The organism is Bacillus sp. PS108 (genome assembly GCF_037963335.1).
In the GTDB taxonomy this organism is placed as follows: Bacteria; Bacillota; Bacilli; order Bacillales; family Bacillaceae; genus Bacillus; species Bacillus subtilis.
Genome location: NZ_CP150155.1, coordinates 2,543,208 through 2,557,784, shown reverse-complemented (window position 1 = coordinate 2,557,784; position 14,577 = coordinate 2,543,208). Strand labels below are relative to the sequence as shown.

At 38.5% G+C, this 14,577-nt stretch carries 22 protein-coding genes; all 22 read left to right on the top strand.

Annotated features, from left to right (window positions below):
• Positions 1-34: 34 nt before the first annotated feature.
• The 22 genes from NSQ16_RS13275 (at position 35) to NSQ16_RS13170 (ending at position 14,569) form a co-directional block, all read left to right on the top strand.
• Positions 35-265, top strand: a complete 231-nt coding sequence (locus NSQ16_RS13275; protein ID WP_004398958.1) for a helix-turn-helix transcriptional regulator — start codon at positions 35-37, stop codon at positions 263-265.
• A 29-nt stretch (positions 266-294) separates the two neighbouring features.
• Positions 295-435, top strand: a complete 141-nt coding sequence (locus NSQ16_RS13270) for a hypothetical protein (RefSeq protein ID WP_003229902.1) — start codon at positions 295-297, stop codon at positions 433-435.
• A 73-nt stretch (positions 436-508) separates the two neighbouring features.
• Positions 509-1,078 (top strand): helix-turn-helix transcriptional regulator, encoded by a 570-nt coding sequence (locus tag NSQ16_RS13265; RefSeq protein WP_015714341.1) that lies wholly within the window; start codon positions 509-511, stop codon positions 1,076-1,078.
• Positions 1,075-1,332, top strand: a complete 258-nt coding sequence (locus tag NSQ16_RS13260) for a YqaH family protein (protein WP_015714340.1) — start codon at positions 1,075-1,077, stop codon at positions 1,330-1,332. The genes NSQ16_RS13265 and NSQ16_RS13260 overlap by 4 nt, the downstream gene beginning before the upstream one ends.
• Positions 1,329-1,502 carry a hypothetical protein gene (locus tag NSQ16_RS13255; protein ID WP_120028409.1) on the top strand — a complete coding sequence of 58 codons (174 nt, stop codon included), beginning with the start codon at positions 1,329-1,331 and terminating at the stop codon, positions 1,500-1,502. The genes NSQ16_RS13260 and NSQ16_RS13255 overlap by 4 nt, the downstream gene beginning before the upstream one ends.
• Positions 1,462-1,656, top strand: a complete 195-nt coding sequence (locus NSQ16_RS13250; RefSeq protein ID WP_003229905.1) for a hypothetical protein — start codon at positions 1,462-1,464, stop codon at positions 1,654-1,656. The genes NSQ16_RS13255 and NSQ16_RS13250 overlap by 41 nt, the downstream gene beginning before the upstream one ends.
• Before the next feature lie 88 nt (positions 1,657-1,744).
• Complete coding sequence (locus NSQ16_RS13245; protein WP_072175921.1) at positions 1,745-2,716, top strand: YqaJ viral recombinase family protein; 972 nt, start codon at positions 1,745-1,747, stop codon at positions 2,714-2,716.
• A gap of 2 nt (positions 2,717-2,718) precedes the next feature.
• On the top strand, positions 2,719-3,573 hold the full coding sequence (locus tag NSQ16_RS13240) for a recombinase RecT (RefSeq protein WP_015714338.1): 855 nt from the start codon (positions 2,719-2,721) through the stop codon (positions 3,571-3,573).
• Between the two features lie 76 nt (positions 3,574-3,649).
• Entirely contained in the window at positions 3,650-4,327 is a 678-nt protein-coding gene (locus NSQ16_RS13235; protein WP_116758330.1) for a DnaD domain protein, read from the top strand.
• Complete coding sequence (locus NSQ16_RS13230) at positions 4,209-5,150, top strand: ATP-binding protein (protein WP_074794427.1); 942 nt, start codon at positions 4,209-4,211, stop codon at positions 5,148-5,150. The genes NSQ16_RS13235 and NSQ16_RS13230 overlap by 119 nt, the downstream gene beginning before the upstream one ends.
• Positions 5,141-5,290, top strand: coding sequence for a hypothetical protein (locus NSQ16_RS13225; RefSeq protein ID WP_074794430.1), 150 nt, complete (start codon positions 5,141-5,143; stop codon positions 5,288-5,290). Before NSQ16_RS13230 ends, NSQ16_RS13225 begins: the two co-directional genes overlap by 10 nt.
• 95 nt (positions 5,291-5,385) lie before the next feature.
• On the top strand, positions 5,386-5,814 hold the full coding sequence (locus NSQ16_RS13220) for a RusA family crossover junction endodeoxyribonuclease (protein WP_032722181.1): 429 nt from the start codon (positions 5,386-5,388) through the stop codon (positions 5,812-5,814).
• A gap of 81 nt (positions 5,815-5,895) precedes the next feature.
• Complete coding sequence (locus NSQ16_RS13215) at positions 5,896-6,102, top strand: XtrA/YqaO family protein (RefSeq protein WP_032722180.1); 207 nt, start codon at positions 5,896-5,898, stop codon at positions 6,100-6,102.
• A gap of 66 nt (positions 6,103-6,168) precedes the next feature.
• Positions 6,169-6,822, top strand: a complete 654-nt coding sequence (locus tag NSQ16_RS13210) for a hypothetical protein (RefSeq protein ID WP_032722179.1) — start codon at positions 6,169-6,171, stop codon at positions 6,820-6,822.
• 90 nt (positions 6,823-6,912) lie between these two features.
• The gene (locus NSQ16_RS13205; RefSeq protein WP_032722177.1) at positions 6,913-7,368 is read left to right on the top strand and encodes a hypothetical protein; all 456 of its coding nucleotides are present in this window, start codon (positions 6,913-6,915) and stop codon (positions 7,366-7,368) included.
• A 144-nt stretch (positions 7,369-7,512) separates the two neighbouring features.
• Positions 7,513-7,701 carry a hypothetical protein gene (locus tag NSQ16_RS13200; protein ID WP_032722176.1) on the top strand — a complete coding sequence of 63 codons (189 nt, stop codon included), beginning with the start codon at positions 7,513-7,515 and terminating at the stop codon, positions 7,699-7,701.
• A 523-nt stretch (positions 7,702-8,224) separates the two neighbouring features.
• Positions 8,225-8,944 (top strand): phage terminase small subunit, encoded by a 720-nt coding sequence (gene terS, locus NSQ16_RS13195; protein WP_032722175.1) that lies wholly within the window; start codon positions 8,225-8,227, stop codon positions 8,942-8,944.
• A complete protein-coding gene (locus NSQ16_RS13190; RefSeq protein ID WP_085186556.1) occupies positions 8,937-10,232 on the top strand; it encodes a PBSX family phage terminase large subunit in 1,296 nt (431 codons plus the stop codon). Before terS ends, NSQ16_RS13190 begins: the two co-directional genes overlap by 8 nt.
• A 3-nt stretch (positions 10,233-10,235) precedes the next feature.
• A complete protein-coding gene (locus NSQ16_RS13185; RefSeq protein WP_085186554.1) occupies positions 10,236-11,768 on the top strand; it encodes a phage portal protein in 1,533 nt (510 codons plus the stop codon).
• Positions 11,765-12,676 carry a phage head morphogenesis protein gene (locus NSQ16_RS13180; RefSeq protein WP_204551344.1) on the top strand — a complete coding sequence of 304 codons (912 nt, stop codon included), beginning with the start codon at positions 11,765-11,767 and terminating at the stop codon, positions 12,674-12,676. Before NSQ16_RS13185 ends, NSQ16_RS13180 begins: the two co-directional genes overlap by 4 nt.
• Before the next feature lie 55 nt (positions 12,677-12,731).
• On the top strand, positions 12,732-13,508 hold the full coding sequence (locus NSQ16_RS13175; protein WP_134991339.1) for a glyoxalase/bleomycin resistance/dioxygenase family protein: 777 nt from the start codon (positions 12,732-12,734) through the stop codon (positions 13,506-13,508).
• An 86-nt stretch (positions 13,509-13,594) separates the two neighbouring features.
• Positions 13,595-14,569, top strand: a complete 975-nt coding sequence (locus NSQ16_RS13170) for an XkdF-like putative serine protease domain-containing protein (RefSeq protein ID WP_204551343.1) — start codon at positions 13,595-13,597, stop codon at positions 14,567-14,569.
• Positions 14,570-14,577 lie beyond the last annotated feature (8 nt).

Below are 14,577 nucleotides of genomic sequence, written 5' to 3'. Positions count from 1 at the left end.
GAAACGTTACATTTTCTGATTAAGGGGGTGAAAAATGATGAGAAAATGGCTTAAGAAAAACCGCTTAGAAAAAGGGTTTACTCAAGAAGAAGTTGCCAAAGCTGCACAGATTGGTAGAGCATACTACACCATGATAGAAAATGGTACTAGGAAGCCTAGTGTTATTGTCTCAAAAAAAATAGGAGAGAAATTAGGCTTTGACTGGACTATTTTTTTTGAGGATGTATGTAACGAAACGAAACATAATTCTAAGGATTCAGCATGATTAGAATTCACAAAGGAGGCCTTTTAATTATGAAAGTCATCTTGAAAAAAGGACCACTGTTTGAACAGGCAGAGGCCAAAGCCTACAAATACCTCAGTGGCATACTTGTTCAGCGTATGAATGAACACCAAGAGAAGCTTGCGCAAAAAAATAAAAAGGAATCAGCCTAAGTCATTTATAAACAGCATGGTCTTTCAACTTCAATTTTAAAACTAAAAACCTAATATAACAGGAGGCAAACATATGGAGAACAACCCATACAACATGCGGAATTTACCGCAGATTATGCGTAGTGCCCGTAAGGCTGCAGGTCTTTCCCAATACCAAATCGGAAAGTTAATCGGAGGTAAGGATCAAAGGTATGTTTCAGATGTTGAAAATGGACTTGCCAAGCTTACTCCAGAGTTATGTATCAAGTGGTTTGAGAAGTGCGATGCCTATGAACATATTGATCTTGTTCATTACTTATTTAAACTTCATCCCACAGCCGCTGCTCCTATTGATCCGGCACTCAATGAATGTGCAAGTAATGCGGTGATTAATATGGTTCACCAATTGGAGGAAGCATTACAAGCAACCAAACATTTAGCCCGTTGGCTTACTGATAATAGACCAGGTAAAACTGAAGAGCTGCCGATGGCTGATATTAAGCAGATTTTTGATTTGATTGCGGCTAACAAAACATTGATTTATTCACTTGTTCGTACTCACGGGTTGAAAATGCAGGAGCTTGCAGATAGGTGGACGCGGAAAGCTCTAGTTGATCAAGTTGCTATGGCAAAACAAGAAGGAAGGCAGGCGGTTTCAGTATGAATACTAATCATTTCTTGAAGTCAGATGTTCCTATCGCAAAAAGAAAAATCGAATCAGCAGAAGAGCTATCAATCATGCTGTCAGAGGCTTTACGTGATGGTGATTATGAAGAAGCGATTAGTCTCGCTGGAAGCATCAAGGTTCTTACTGAGGATATTAGCCGGCTTGCAAACAAAGGACGTCTTTATGAAACGGCATTGAAAATGCAACAGCAAGGTATCAACTTAACTGTAGTGAGCAGGTGTATAGGATGATGGTTCATTTTGTTCATAAACCGGCAACTGCTCTGGAAGTTCGTAAATGGTGTGCGATGATTCGTAACAATAGTGAATTCCATCTGTTATGGGATAGACGTGCAGACAAATTCAGAGAGGAGAATAAGAATGGTCGAAAATCCAATGGTCATAAACAACTGGCACGATAAGCTGACTGAAACGGATGTGCAAATAGATTTTTACGGTGATGAAGTAACACCAGTTGATGATTATGTAATTGATGGCGGCGAAATCATTCTGAGAGAGAACTTGGAAAGATATTTAAGGGAGCAACTTGGTTTTGAATTTAAAAATGCGCAATAAAAAAGCCCACTCGGCAAAGTGGACTTCTTTAAAGGCTATCTAAAAAACTCATGTGCAAATATTTTATCAGATAGCCTCAATAAAAACAATGGGGGTTAGGGTTATGACAAGAAGAGCTGAGGTTCTTGCTAAGACTTCTGAAATGAGCCGTGATGAATGGCTTATTGAAAGAAGAAAAGGGATTGGCGGCTCAGATGCATCCATTATCTTGGGGTTAAACAAGTGGAAGACACCTTTTGAATTATGGTTAGACAAAACAGGACAGGTCCCTGTTAGTGAATCGCAAAGTGAAGCTGCTTACTTTGGATCATTGCTTGAAGACATTGTTGCAAAAGAATTTGAGATTCGTAGTGGCAAGAAGGTTAGACGTAAAAAAGCAATACTTAGACATCCAGAACATGATTTCATTTTGGCTAATGTAGACCGAATGATCGTTGGTGAAAAAGCGATCCTTGAATGTAAAACAACCTCTGCTTACAACTTAAAAGAATGGGAGGACGAAGAAATCCCCGAGAGCTATATCGTTCAGGTCCAGCATTACCTGGGTGTACTTGGACCTGAATATCAGAAGGCTTACTTTGCTGTGCTGATTGGCGGAAACAAGTTTGTTTGGAAAGAGATTGAGAGAGACGACGAGTTAATTGACATGATCTTTGAAGCAGAGATTGAGTTCTGGAATGAAAAGGTCTTAGGTGGACAAGCTCCTGCTTTAGATGGGTCAAGTGCTGCGGAGGAATACCTCAAAAAGCGATATGCCGAAACGGAAAATAACAAAGCTATTGATTTAACTGCGACTAATCGAGAACGTATTCAACAATATTTGCATCTTAAAGAACAGCTCTCAGAGCTTCAAAGTCAGGCAAAAGAATTAGAAAACCAGATCAAACATGAAATGAAGGATGCAGAGTATGGGTTTATCGGCAACTATCAAGCTTATTGGAAGCCTGTTGTCTCAAATCGAGTTGACACGAAAAAGCTGAAAGAGCAGTTTCCGGATATTTACGAGGAGGTCAAAAAGGAAACTCATTTCAGACGTTTTAGAATCAAGGAGGTTAGCTGATTATGGCTACTAATCAATCAATTAAAAACAACATCCAAAAGAAACAAAAAAGCGCACCTGTGCAACAGCAAGGAGCAACCATGAAGGGTTTACTTTCCTCCCCATCCGTTATTAAGCGATTTGAGGAAGTATTAGGGAAGAGGGCTACACAGTTTACTGCCTCTATCTTAAGCCTATATAACAGCGAGCAGATGCTGCAGAAAACAGATCCTATGAGTGTCATATCCTCAGCAATGGTGGCAGCTACACTCGATCTGCCTATAGATAAAAACTTAGGATATGCCTGGATTGTTCCTTATGGAGGTAAGGCTCAATTCCAGCTTGGGTACAAAGGATATATCCAGCTTGCCTTACGAACAGGCCAATATAAGTCCATCAATTGCATACCGATTCATGAAGGAGAATTGCAGAAGTGGAATCCATTGACTGAGGAGATCGAGATTGATTTTGAAAAACGAGAATCAGACGCGGTAAGTGGTTATGCAGCTTATTTTGAGTTGATAAATGGCTTCCGAAAAACAGTGTACTGGACAAAGGCACAAGTAGAGAAACACAAAAAGAAATTCAGCAAATCTGATTTTGGATGGAAAAATGATTGGGATGCGATGGCTCTTAAGACTGTATTAAAAGCAGTTTTGAGCAAGTGGGGGATTCTCTCTGTGGAAATGCAAAAAGCAGTTATTGAGGAAGATAAAACAAGAGAACGGATTGACATTACCAATGAAGCGGATAGCTCAGAAATTATCGATTCCGAGCCTTCAAACAAAGACGAACCGGAAAAAACAAGCGAACAAGAAGCTGATCCTTTTGACGGTAAGCCTGTAGACATAAAAGAAGATGAACTTCCGTTCGATTGAGGCCGGCACCTGTGACATAACTGTACTCTGTGAAAGGAAGTAGGTGAGTGACTTGGACATAAAAGCAATGGGGTATGTGGTCATACCCCGACTACCATTCAAAGAGTTTAGGGATGAAAAAATTTATGATCACTTGTTCAAAAGAGCTGAATACAGGCCAAATCAAGAGCTAGAGCTTGGGCAGACCATTATCAAAATTGTGGAACTTGCAAAAGATTTTAACTGGTCAGCTGCACAGATCAAATACTCACTAGACCGAATGGAGAAACAGGGATATATCAAATTGCACCGTCTTCCACAAAAAAGAGGGTTCATCGTCACCATACTTCATTATGCGGACTACATACAGCTAGGAAATTACATGAAGAAAAAAGCTTTGGAACCAGCTGAGATTGAACATCAGGAGGTCGATGACAAAATGAAAAATGCCTTTGAGCTATATGAAAACAAAGTTGCTCGGTCAGTCGGTCCTATAGAGGCACAGCGAATTGGATACATGGTCGACGATTATGGTGAAGAAAAAGTGATGGAGGCTATCAAGACAGCGTTTCAGCTAAAGGGGAAATCAGCAAGTTTGTCATATGTTCAAGCCATCTTATCAAATCCATTCACTCAAAAGAGAAAGGAGAAACAATATGGCTATAAACAAAGCAGTCAGTATAGACACCGCATTTCAAACGATCATGCAGGAACTTCGGGAAAAGTCAGCCCGCTTTTTGGGAACAAAACAGGCCGCATCCGTAGAAAAGGCTGAATTTAATTGTCCTTATTGTAATGATCGTGGAATTGTCGTTTATCGGGTCCATAAAGATACTCCTTGGCATTTAGATGAACAGTTAGATCTTATGGTTCCAGACGAAATGGTACTCGAAGATGATTTTCTTTTGGGGAAGGTTTGCACGCCGGACAAAGCTAGTGAATGGAAAGATACTTATTCAAAACAGTGTGAATGTGTGAGACGAAAGAAAATAGCCAGACTCATGTCAGCTAGTGGCATTACAGAAGAGTTTGAAAAGCTTCTCTTTGGTAACTTCATCACGGACGGTAAGCCAGACATGATCAAGGACGCCTATGAATGTGCAGTGGAATACTATAAAGATTTTCAAAAAATCAAAGGAGAACGGCAAAACAGTATCGCATTACTTGGACAGCCAGGTAGCGGTAAAACTCATTTGCTCACGGCGATAATGAATAATCTGATCAAGAAAAAATCAGTACACTGCATGTATTTCCCTTATGTAGAGGGCATGGGTGATTTGAAAGCTGACTTTGACAATTTAGAAGCAAAACTGGATGCCATGAGAAAGGTCGAAGTTCTATTCCTTGATGACTTATTTAAACCAATAAACGGTCAACCAAGGGCAACCGACTGGCAGGTTGAACAAATCCAGTCAGTCCTAAATTATCGTTATTTGAATCATAAGCCTTTGCTGATTTCTTCGGAGTTAACAATTGATGAGATTTTGGATATAGACGAGGCTCTTGGTTCACGTATTCACCAGATGTGTCGTGATTACATAGTGATTATTAAAGGCGATCGAATGCAATTAAATCATAGGTTAGGTGATTGGGAATGAAGGAGAAAATGAATGTAAAAGCAACTGGTGGACTTTATATATTTGGACCTTCAAATCCAACTGAAGGTAAAGATCTTACACCAACAATCCGTTTACTTAAGGAAAAAATAAAGCAAATGGAGCGGATGCTGAGTGCTTAAAGCAGTCGTGTCTCTGCTGACAATTTTACTCTCCGCATCGAGAATAGAAAAAGAAATTCAGCTATGGGAACAGCTTGACGGGAGGTAAAGAACAGTTGGATTGCATTAAGTTCACTGTTTATGGTGAGCCAGTCGCACAAGGACGGCCGCGTGGATCAATACGAAATGGGAAGGTGCATATGCGTGATCCAGCGAAATCAAAGCACTTTAAGCAGTATGTGGCATTGGTTGCATCTCAGCATCGCCCAGAAACAATTATTACTGGTCCAGTTGCAATGGATGTCAAAGTGTATAGACCAATGCCAAAATCAGTTTCAAACTCATCAAAGAAGAAAGAAAAAGCTGAAAAAGGTCTTCTGAGGCCGACCACAAAGCCCGACGTTGATAACTATGTAAAGGGTGTGAAAGATGCTTTGAATCATCTGATATACAAAGATGATAGTCAGGTTGTGGATCTGAAAGTCAGCAAGTTTTATAGCGATGAGCCGAGGGTGGAGATCAAGATAAAAGAGGTTTCTGCGTAAAAATAAAAAACACTGAAGCGCTTAGCCTCAGTGTTCTTGATATGAACTGGTACTTCTATCATAACATAGGGGGCGCTTCAAGTGTACAATCCAAGAGAAATAAACATCAAAAAAGACTTCACTATTCAGCAGAAGATTGACCCAGGGAAAGTTAAGATCATTGTTTTAGACGGGAATCAAGGTACTGCCCATGTCTTAGATGCTCCTGAGCACGGTAAAACAGTGATCCAAACTGTGAAGGGGAGCTTTGCGCGGGTTGATCATGAGATAGGGTTTAAGGTGGTATAAACTTTGTTTTAAGAAGCACTTAAAATTGGTTTGTAGTAAAATAAACTAAAACGCTGGAGGATAGTAATGTTTTTAAAGGGATCAGGTGCTGTTTTCTATTTAAGAGTTTTGTCACCTTTAAATGAATTTATAGAATATCTGGATGATGTTGAAGATAGGTTTGAAATAGCAAAAAAACGATATGAAAATGAAGCAAAAGAATTAAGCCCAGAAATTGAAGAAGATTATTGGGATTATTATATTGATGAATACCATGACTTCAATATCACATATCCTTCAATTTTGAGAAGTAGTGTATTTACAAGTATATATAGCTTTTTAGAGTACCACCTTATAAGTAGATGTTTAGATAAAGCAATTTTAGAAAAAGTTAAGTATGATAGAGGGATTTTTAAAGCCAAAAGTTATTTTAAATTAAGATATAAAAGTAATGAGAAATTTAAAGAGTCAGAAATATTCTCGAACAATGTTTGGAATAAAATAGTTGATTATTCTAAGATTAGAAATTGTTATATTCACAATTCAGGAATAATAACAATGATACCAGATGAAACAAAGCAAAAAGAATTAATTCAAATTATTAGAAAAACCAATTATATTGAAATTGATGACCGTGACAGAATACATATACTAAATAGGGAATTTTGCAAAGAATTTCACGAAGTTGTTTACAAATTTATTTACGATTTGAATGATTTATTATTAAATTTAAAAGATTAGTCCAAGACGGAAAGCCTGCGGACACTGAACTTACAGCATTTACGTTGTTTGTTTGGTGTCCGTTTTTTATTTGAAAAGGAGGACACAATCATGAATCAAAAAGAAATTGAAAATCTAATCAATAGCTATCACTGGATGGTGAAAGAGGTTCATCGATTGCAAAGAGTACTCTATGGTTCCGTAATTCCAATGAAGAATTGGGGTATTGCACAATATGGATTAGAAGCTGCTATGCCAAAAGGAAGTCCTGGGAAGAGTCAGGCTGAGCTGAGGCAAATGGATATGAGAGAGGAACGTCTTTTCAAACGTCTTAAGTATTATGAAGAGCGAGTATATGCAGTTGAGCTAGGTGCCGAAAAGATCAAAGGGGAGCAGCATAAAGTCATTTATGACTGCATGATGGAGGGAATGAGCTACCGTGCTATTAGTCTTCATCTTGGCTTTTCACGGGAAACTGTACGCAAAATGAAAGACGTGTTGATCAGCCAATTATGCCAAGATTGTCACTTTGAGCGTTTGTTGAATCTGAAAAAATCTGTGGTGTAAAATGGGAGGCAGGTCGGCGCGGCAGAAATTTTATTGAGCCACCTAAACTATATAGTACACAGGATAATAAATCATTCGACAAATTTTGCGAACCATTCCATTTAAAGACCTCTTGCCCGATAATAAAGCAAGAGGTGAAAGATTATGAAATTTGAGGTTGTTTTTTGGTTTGATAATGAAAATGTAAGAACAGCTAAAGTAATTGCCGAATCTGAAAAAGCACTTATAAAAGAATTGCAAGAATGTGAACATTGGTATGAGTTTGAAGATGGTAAGCGTATTGCGAATGTAAACATGCGACTTGTAACGCAATTTGATGTGAAAAAAAGATAAAACTAATTAAAAAAGAGTATCCCTCGGGATGCTCTTTTAATTTGCGATGTAACCATGTCCTTTATCTTAGAAGAGATTATTTGCGACTAACAGCCTCTGAGTAATGGCTTAGCTTAGAGAGGATATGATTAATGAAACCTAGAACTTATTATAAACGTATCAATATTAGCAGTACCGATGAAGGCAGCTAATTAAGCAGGTTACTTAAATTAATATTTATAGAAAAGAGGTAATAAAGTGGATTGGTCTTGGTGGGTCGCGATAATTATTGCATTGGCAGTTGTATTTGGTTTTTTTGATAATAAACATAAAAAAAAGAAAGGAAAAAAATAAATTATCTTATTAGGCTATTAGATGATCAAGATTATCGAAAAATAGAACTGTAATAGGTTCTTTAAGTGCGAGAAAAAGTACCATATGCGCTCTCCTACATGGGGGAGCTTTTATTTTTTTGCTGGTTACATTTATTCCAGCACATTGATTTCAAAACAACTCAATTCAAAGGAGGCGGCGGTGGATGTAGATGATTGAAAAGCACATACAGGCGTATAAAGATTACGTTAAAGGTATGAAATACAAGGATCTTGCCGAGAAGTACGGAGTGTCAGTGAACACCATTAAATCGTGGAAACAGCGGCATGGTTGGCAAAGAAAAAAGGGTGCACCCTCCAAGAAAAGTGTGCACACAAAAAAAGTAGGTGCACCACTCGGTAACAAAAATGCTTTAGGGAATAAGGGTGGTGCACCAAATGGAAATCAAAACGCTGTGATACATGGATTCTTCTCAAAGTTCCTGCCAAAAGAAACACTAACCATCATGGAAGAGATTCAGGAGCGCTCACCTGTCGATATGATATGGGACCAAATACAGATCCAATATGCCGCGATTATTAGAGCGCAAAAGATCATGTTCGTTTCTGATAAGGAAGAAATGATTAAAGAATTGAAAAAGAAAAAGTCTGTCCTATCTGAGACAAACGAAGTTGAAGAGGAAGAGTATGAATTCCAATTTTCTTGGGATCGTCATGCAACGTTCTTAAATGCTCAATCTCGGGCAATGGCGGAGCTCAGGAATCTAATTAAACAGTTTGATGAATTAGCTCATGCAGAAGACGAACGACGCCTTAAATTGGAGCATATGTGTTTAAATATCAACAAGAAAAAATTAGAGATTGAAGAACTTACAGAAGAAGATAAACCTTTTGAAATCACCATTGTGAACAAAGGTGATGACAGTGATTAAACAAGTAAATCCACATTTTAAAGAATTTCTCTTTGACTGGAATCAAAAGTTTCAGTTTCTTGTTGGTGGTTATGGATCATCCAAAAGTTATCATGTTGCTTTGAAGATTATTCTGAAATTGCTTAAAGAAAAACGGACTGCTCTTGTTATCAGAGAAGTGTACGACACACATAGGGACTCCACATTTTCTCTTTTTGATGAACTTGTAAGTGATCTGAAATTAGATCATATCGTTAGGTGTGTATCTTCTCCTATGCAGATTCGATTTTCAAATGGCAGTCGCATCATCTTTAAAGGGATGGATAAGCCAGCCAAACTGAAATCAATCAATAATATTTCGCTCATTTGGATTGAAGAATGTTCTGAAGTGAAATATGAGGGATTCAAGGAGTTATTAGGACGTCTTCGTCATCCGTCATTGCCGCTTCATATGATTCTCTCAACAAACCCAGTCGGAGAAGATAATTGGACTTTTAAGCATTTCTTTAAAGACGATCGAGAGAAGCGATTTGTACTGGATGATAAGGAGCTTTATGAAAAGCGGATAATCGTTAGCAACGACACCTATTATCATCACTCAACGGCAGACGATAATTTTTTTCTGCCAGAAAGCTATGTGCAACAACTTGAAGAATTGAAGGAATATGATCCAGACCTTTACCGAATTGCGCGGAAAGGTCATTTTGGCGTGAATGGAATTCGTGTTCTGCCGCAGTTTGAAGAGCGACCGCATGAAGAGGTTTTGAAGGCAATCGCTGATATTAACCGCCCTCTTAAACGGGTTGGCATGGACTTTGGTTTTGTTGAGTCGTATAACGCCGTCGTTAGGGTTGCTGTGGATCATGAAAAGAAATATCTCTATATCTACTGGGAGTATTACAAAAATGGACTGACTGATGATAAGACGGCCGAAGAACTCAAGGAATTTGCAGAGACTAAGGAATTAATAAAGGCGGATTCTGCGGAGCCTAAAACAATCCGATATTTTCAACAGCATGGGTTTAATATGGTGGGCGCCCGTAAGTATCAGGGTTCACGCCTCCAATACACAAAGAAGATCAAACGGTTCAAGAAGATCATTTGCTCTGACAGTTGCGAGAACACGATTTATGAACTTAAACCGCTCACTTATGCTACCGATAAGCTGGGGAACATCATAGAAGACGAATTCACCATAGATCCGCATACACTATCAGCTATTTGGTATGCGCTTGATGATTACGAGGTAACTGATCTGAAAGAAGAATCTAAAGGAAGACCGCAAAGAACAAGACCAGGGAGGAGGTAAAGGATGTCAAAACAATCTGTTAAAGCACGAGTGATCAAAGCTACTCCACCAACTGAATCAACGAAACAAATTTATGAGGATGAATTTGCGGACACCTATGACAGCAATATTTTACCGCCTCCGTATAATCTCAAAGAATTAAAGATTATTGCTGAGTATTCAACGATCTTACAGCAATGTGTTGATGCCTACAGGACAAATATTGTAGGCTTTGGGTTTGATTTTGAGTATTCATTTGATGTGAATTCGCCAGATGTGACAAATGAAGAAAAAACAGAAGCTGAAAGTGAATGGACTAAGCTTGAAGAGTTCGTTAAATATCTTCACTTTGATGAGTCAGCTGAGACTTTACTCGGCTTTGTTATTGAAGATCGAGAAAAGACAGGGAATGGATTTATCGAGGTCATTCGAAACGGTGAAAATAAGCCAGCTGGCATTGAATACATGGATGTTCAAAATGTTCGGGTTTGTAAATTGTCTGAACCAATCGAAGTTGATTTTACGTACTTCGAACAAGGAAAGATGAAATCAATCAAAAGAGAGAAACGATTCCGAAAATATGTTCAGATGATTGATGGTCGTATCGTTTACTTTAAGGAATATGGTGATCCACGAATTTTAAATTTAGAGACAGGCCAATATGATGAACAAACACCATTTGAAAAACGAGCAAATGAAGTGGTTCATTTCAAGATAGGAAGCGGTACTTATGGTAAGCCCAGATGGATTGGCCATATTGTTAATTTGTATGGTGCTCGTAAAGCTGAAGAGCTGAACTTTATGTACTTCAAGCAAGGTAGACATATTCCCGCTGCCATTACAATTGAAAACGGAATGTTGTCAGAGGACTCATATACACAATTGCAGGATTACATGAATGGGCTTGAAGGAGTGGAGAATGCACATAAGTTTCTTTTACTTGAAGCGGAAGGCATAGCGAAGGGGAAAAACATTCATGGCGATGAAGAGATTGCTCCAGTGAAAGTCGATATTAAATCACTTGCTGAAATCCTTCAAGAGGATGCCTTGTTTCTTGAATATGACCAAAAGAGCCGAGACAAAATTAGATCGGCTTTTCGTTTGCCACCACTTTATACAGGTGAAGCTCAAGATTACAACAGAGCGACTGCTGATACAGCAAGAAAGATCACTGAGGAACAAGTCTTTCAGCCAGAAAGAAAATTAATCACAGGTAAACTAAATGCTTTATTTCTAAATGACCTTGAAATTCATAAGGTTCGTCTTATGTTGAAAGGGCCTGACTTTAGAGACCCACTTGAGATTGCTAAGGTTTTAACACCGTTTATAACAGCTGGTGCAGTTTCTCCGAATGATCTACGTGATTTAGCTGGTAGAGTTCTTGGTAAGACACTTGAAGAATGGCCAGAAGAAGAATACAACAGGCCGCTTGGTAAGACTTACGAGTCGTCCGCTTCCGATCCTTTGGCTGCGCTTTTTAAATCTAAGAGCGGTGCTCCTAATATGATTGGGTTACTAAAAGATATGCGGGATGTTTTGGAGGATCTGAAGAGATGAACAAAACGGATAAGTTGTTGGAAAGTCTGAACGTTTTCATTCTAAAAGCCGAGGAAAATCAGTTTAAGCAATTGGGGGAGATGGTACCTGACTTTCCTGGCAAATCTAATATACCCAAATATGTAGAGGTATATGAAAAAGGCATCGCTCGATTACTCAGACGCCAGCGTAAGAAGCTTTTAGATGGTCTTAAAGGTTTTGTAAGCAAAGACTCAAATGAGACGTTAGAAGCCCTTTTAGTGTTTTTTACGCAAAACTTATTTGCTGAGGATGATTTCGAGGAGGAATTTCAGGAACTGACTGAGGGATTCCTACAACAGACTATTGAAGAGCTGGCTAAAGTCATCATGGATTCTATAGATCCAGAAGTTCCTTTTAAAGTTTTATCTACCCGTACAGTTAATTGGATTAGGGATTGGTCTGAGAAACTGGCTCAGATCATGAAGTTAAACACTCATGAAGCGGTGGAGAACATTCTGACAGATGCCATCGAGAACGGTTCATCGATTCAGGACATTGAGTTGACCCTCAAAGAAATGCCGCAATTTGATAGGGAGCGAGCTCGCACAACGGCCATCACAGAAGTGCTTGCCGCTTCCTCTGCCGCGCAGCATGAATCATATGCACAATCGCCAGCAGTAAAGAAAAAGAAATGGCGGCACAGCGGAGGGAAGAAAAACAACCCGCGTGAGAGTCACATCAATCTCGATGGCACAGTAATTGGAATAGATGAAGAATTTCAGATACCAGGTAGCAGCGAGACTTGCATGTTTCCGCGAGACCCTAAACTTTCAGCGGGGGAGCGGATAAATTGCCATTGTGTATTAGCCCCTGTAGTAGATAACGAGATTTTAGGATTATCTCCCAAAGAAAAAGAAGAGATTCGAAAAGAAATCTTAGTAAACTAGGAATAAAATATCTATAATAGAAGTAATTAGCTTACTGATTGGGAGGAAGAAAATTTTGATTACACATTACGCTGATTTAGAATTACAGACTGTCTCAATACAAGGGGTAAAACAAGCTTATGCTGATCGTCTCCAGTTGCCAATATTACATGAATCAAGAAATTATATAAGGTTTCAACTTACACCATTTACTACTTTAAGTTTTAAAGAAACTTATGAAGCCATTTATCCAGTACACTTCGCGATACAAGTTCCCTACTCTCAGTTTATTGATATTTCATCTTTTATACGTCAGTCGGGTTTATTTATCTTAAAACAAGAAAATGGCCAGTATATTGATGAAACAAATGGTAGAAAAAACTTATATTTTCGTGATGGTGATGGAAACCTTCTAGAAATAATTGCACATGAGTATATAAAAGAAAATCAGATAGAACTATCCGGAAATCTTAAAGCCATGTATCTAAGAGAAATTGGATTTCCTGTAAAATCAGTGCCTATTTTTCGAGAATGGCTAAAGAATACTCTGAAAATGAAAACAGAAAGGGATCAAGATACATTTAATTTTGTCATTAGTGGTACTGCACATGCAGTAGTTGTTTCTAAAGAAAGACCTTGGATACCAATTTCTATGAAGGCATTACCTCCAAAGATGCTAGTGACCTTAGGAACAACTGATATGGATTTTATGAATAAATTAACAAATAAACTAGATAACATTATCATAGAATCAGATAAAATTTATTTTTCTAAAGAAGGCTACAACTTTTGTGTTAAATACTCATCTAAGTTCAATTCGTCTTTATTAAGAGAATTAAATTTACCTCTTTGAAGCTAAAAATAGAGAAGTTAATCAATAAAACAGATATACCAGAAGGGTAAAGTTGCAAATTAGTTTCTTGGAAGGAGGTGAACAACATGCCAAGAGAATTGGTAAACGCAAAAATCACACATGTTTCTTATGTCGACAAGGCTGCTAATCAAAAGCAGTTCTTTTTTATGAAATCGGAAAAACAGCCAGACTTCCAAAAGGAAGTAAAGGTCCTTGCGAAAGAAGCGGACGAGCAAAAACTTGTTTATGGAATCGTATATGAACCAGATACAGTAGACGCCCACGGCGATTTCATGACAGCTGCAGAAATCGAAAAAGCCGCTCATGGATTCCTGAAAGATGCCCGAGAAATTGATAAGCAACATGATTTTCAGGGCGGTGTTGGTGAGGTGGTTGAGTCCTATGTCGCGCCTGCAGACTTTGAAATGAATGGGGAAACCATCAAAAAAGGATCATGGGTCCTTGTGACGAAGGCTTCCGAAGAAGTATGGGAGCAAATCAAAAAAGGTGAAATTACCGGTTATTCAATGGCTGGTACCGCCGAGACAATTGAAAAGCAAGAAGAAAAGCCCGTTTCTCAAGTGAAAACAGATGAGAAAGGGCTTTTTAATTTGCTCAAAAACTTTTTTATGGGTAAACAACAGCAATCATATGAAGAGCCAGTTACAAAGGCGGGCAGAAAATTTTCCGCTTCAAACCTGCAAGAAATCAAAAATGCTCACACCGCTCTTGGAAATTTACTGAGCCAAGTGGAAACAGAAGAGGGGGAAGAAGAAATGACTTCGGAGGAAGTAACGAAATCAATTCAAGCCGCTTTAGAGCCGATTGAGAAGCGGCTGGCAGATCTAGAAAAAGAAGAAGATCCTAAAAAGACAGATAAAGAAAAAACAGACGAAGAGGTTGAAAAAGAGGGCGAGAAGTTGAAAAAGGCAATATCAGAAGCTGTTCAACCGCTCGCTGATCGTATTGAAGCAATCGAAAAAAGTCGCGGAACATCTAAGCAAACTGAAGAATCAGGTTCCGAACAAGTTCAAAAATCAATCTGGTCAGGGTTGTTTTAATGTATAAG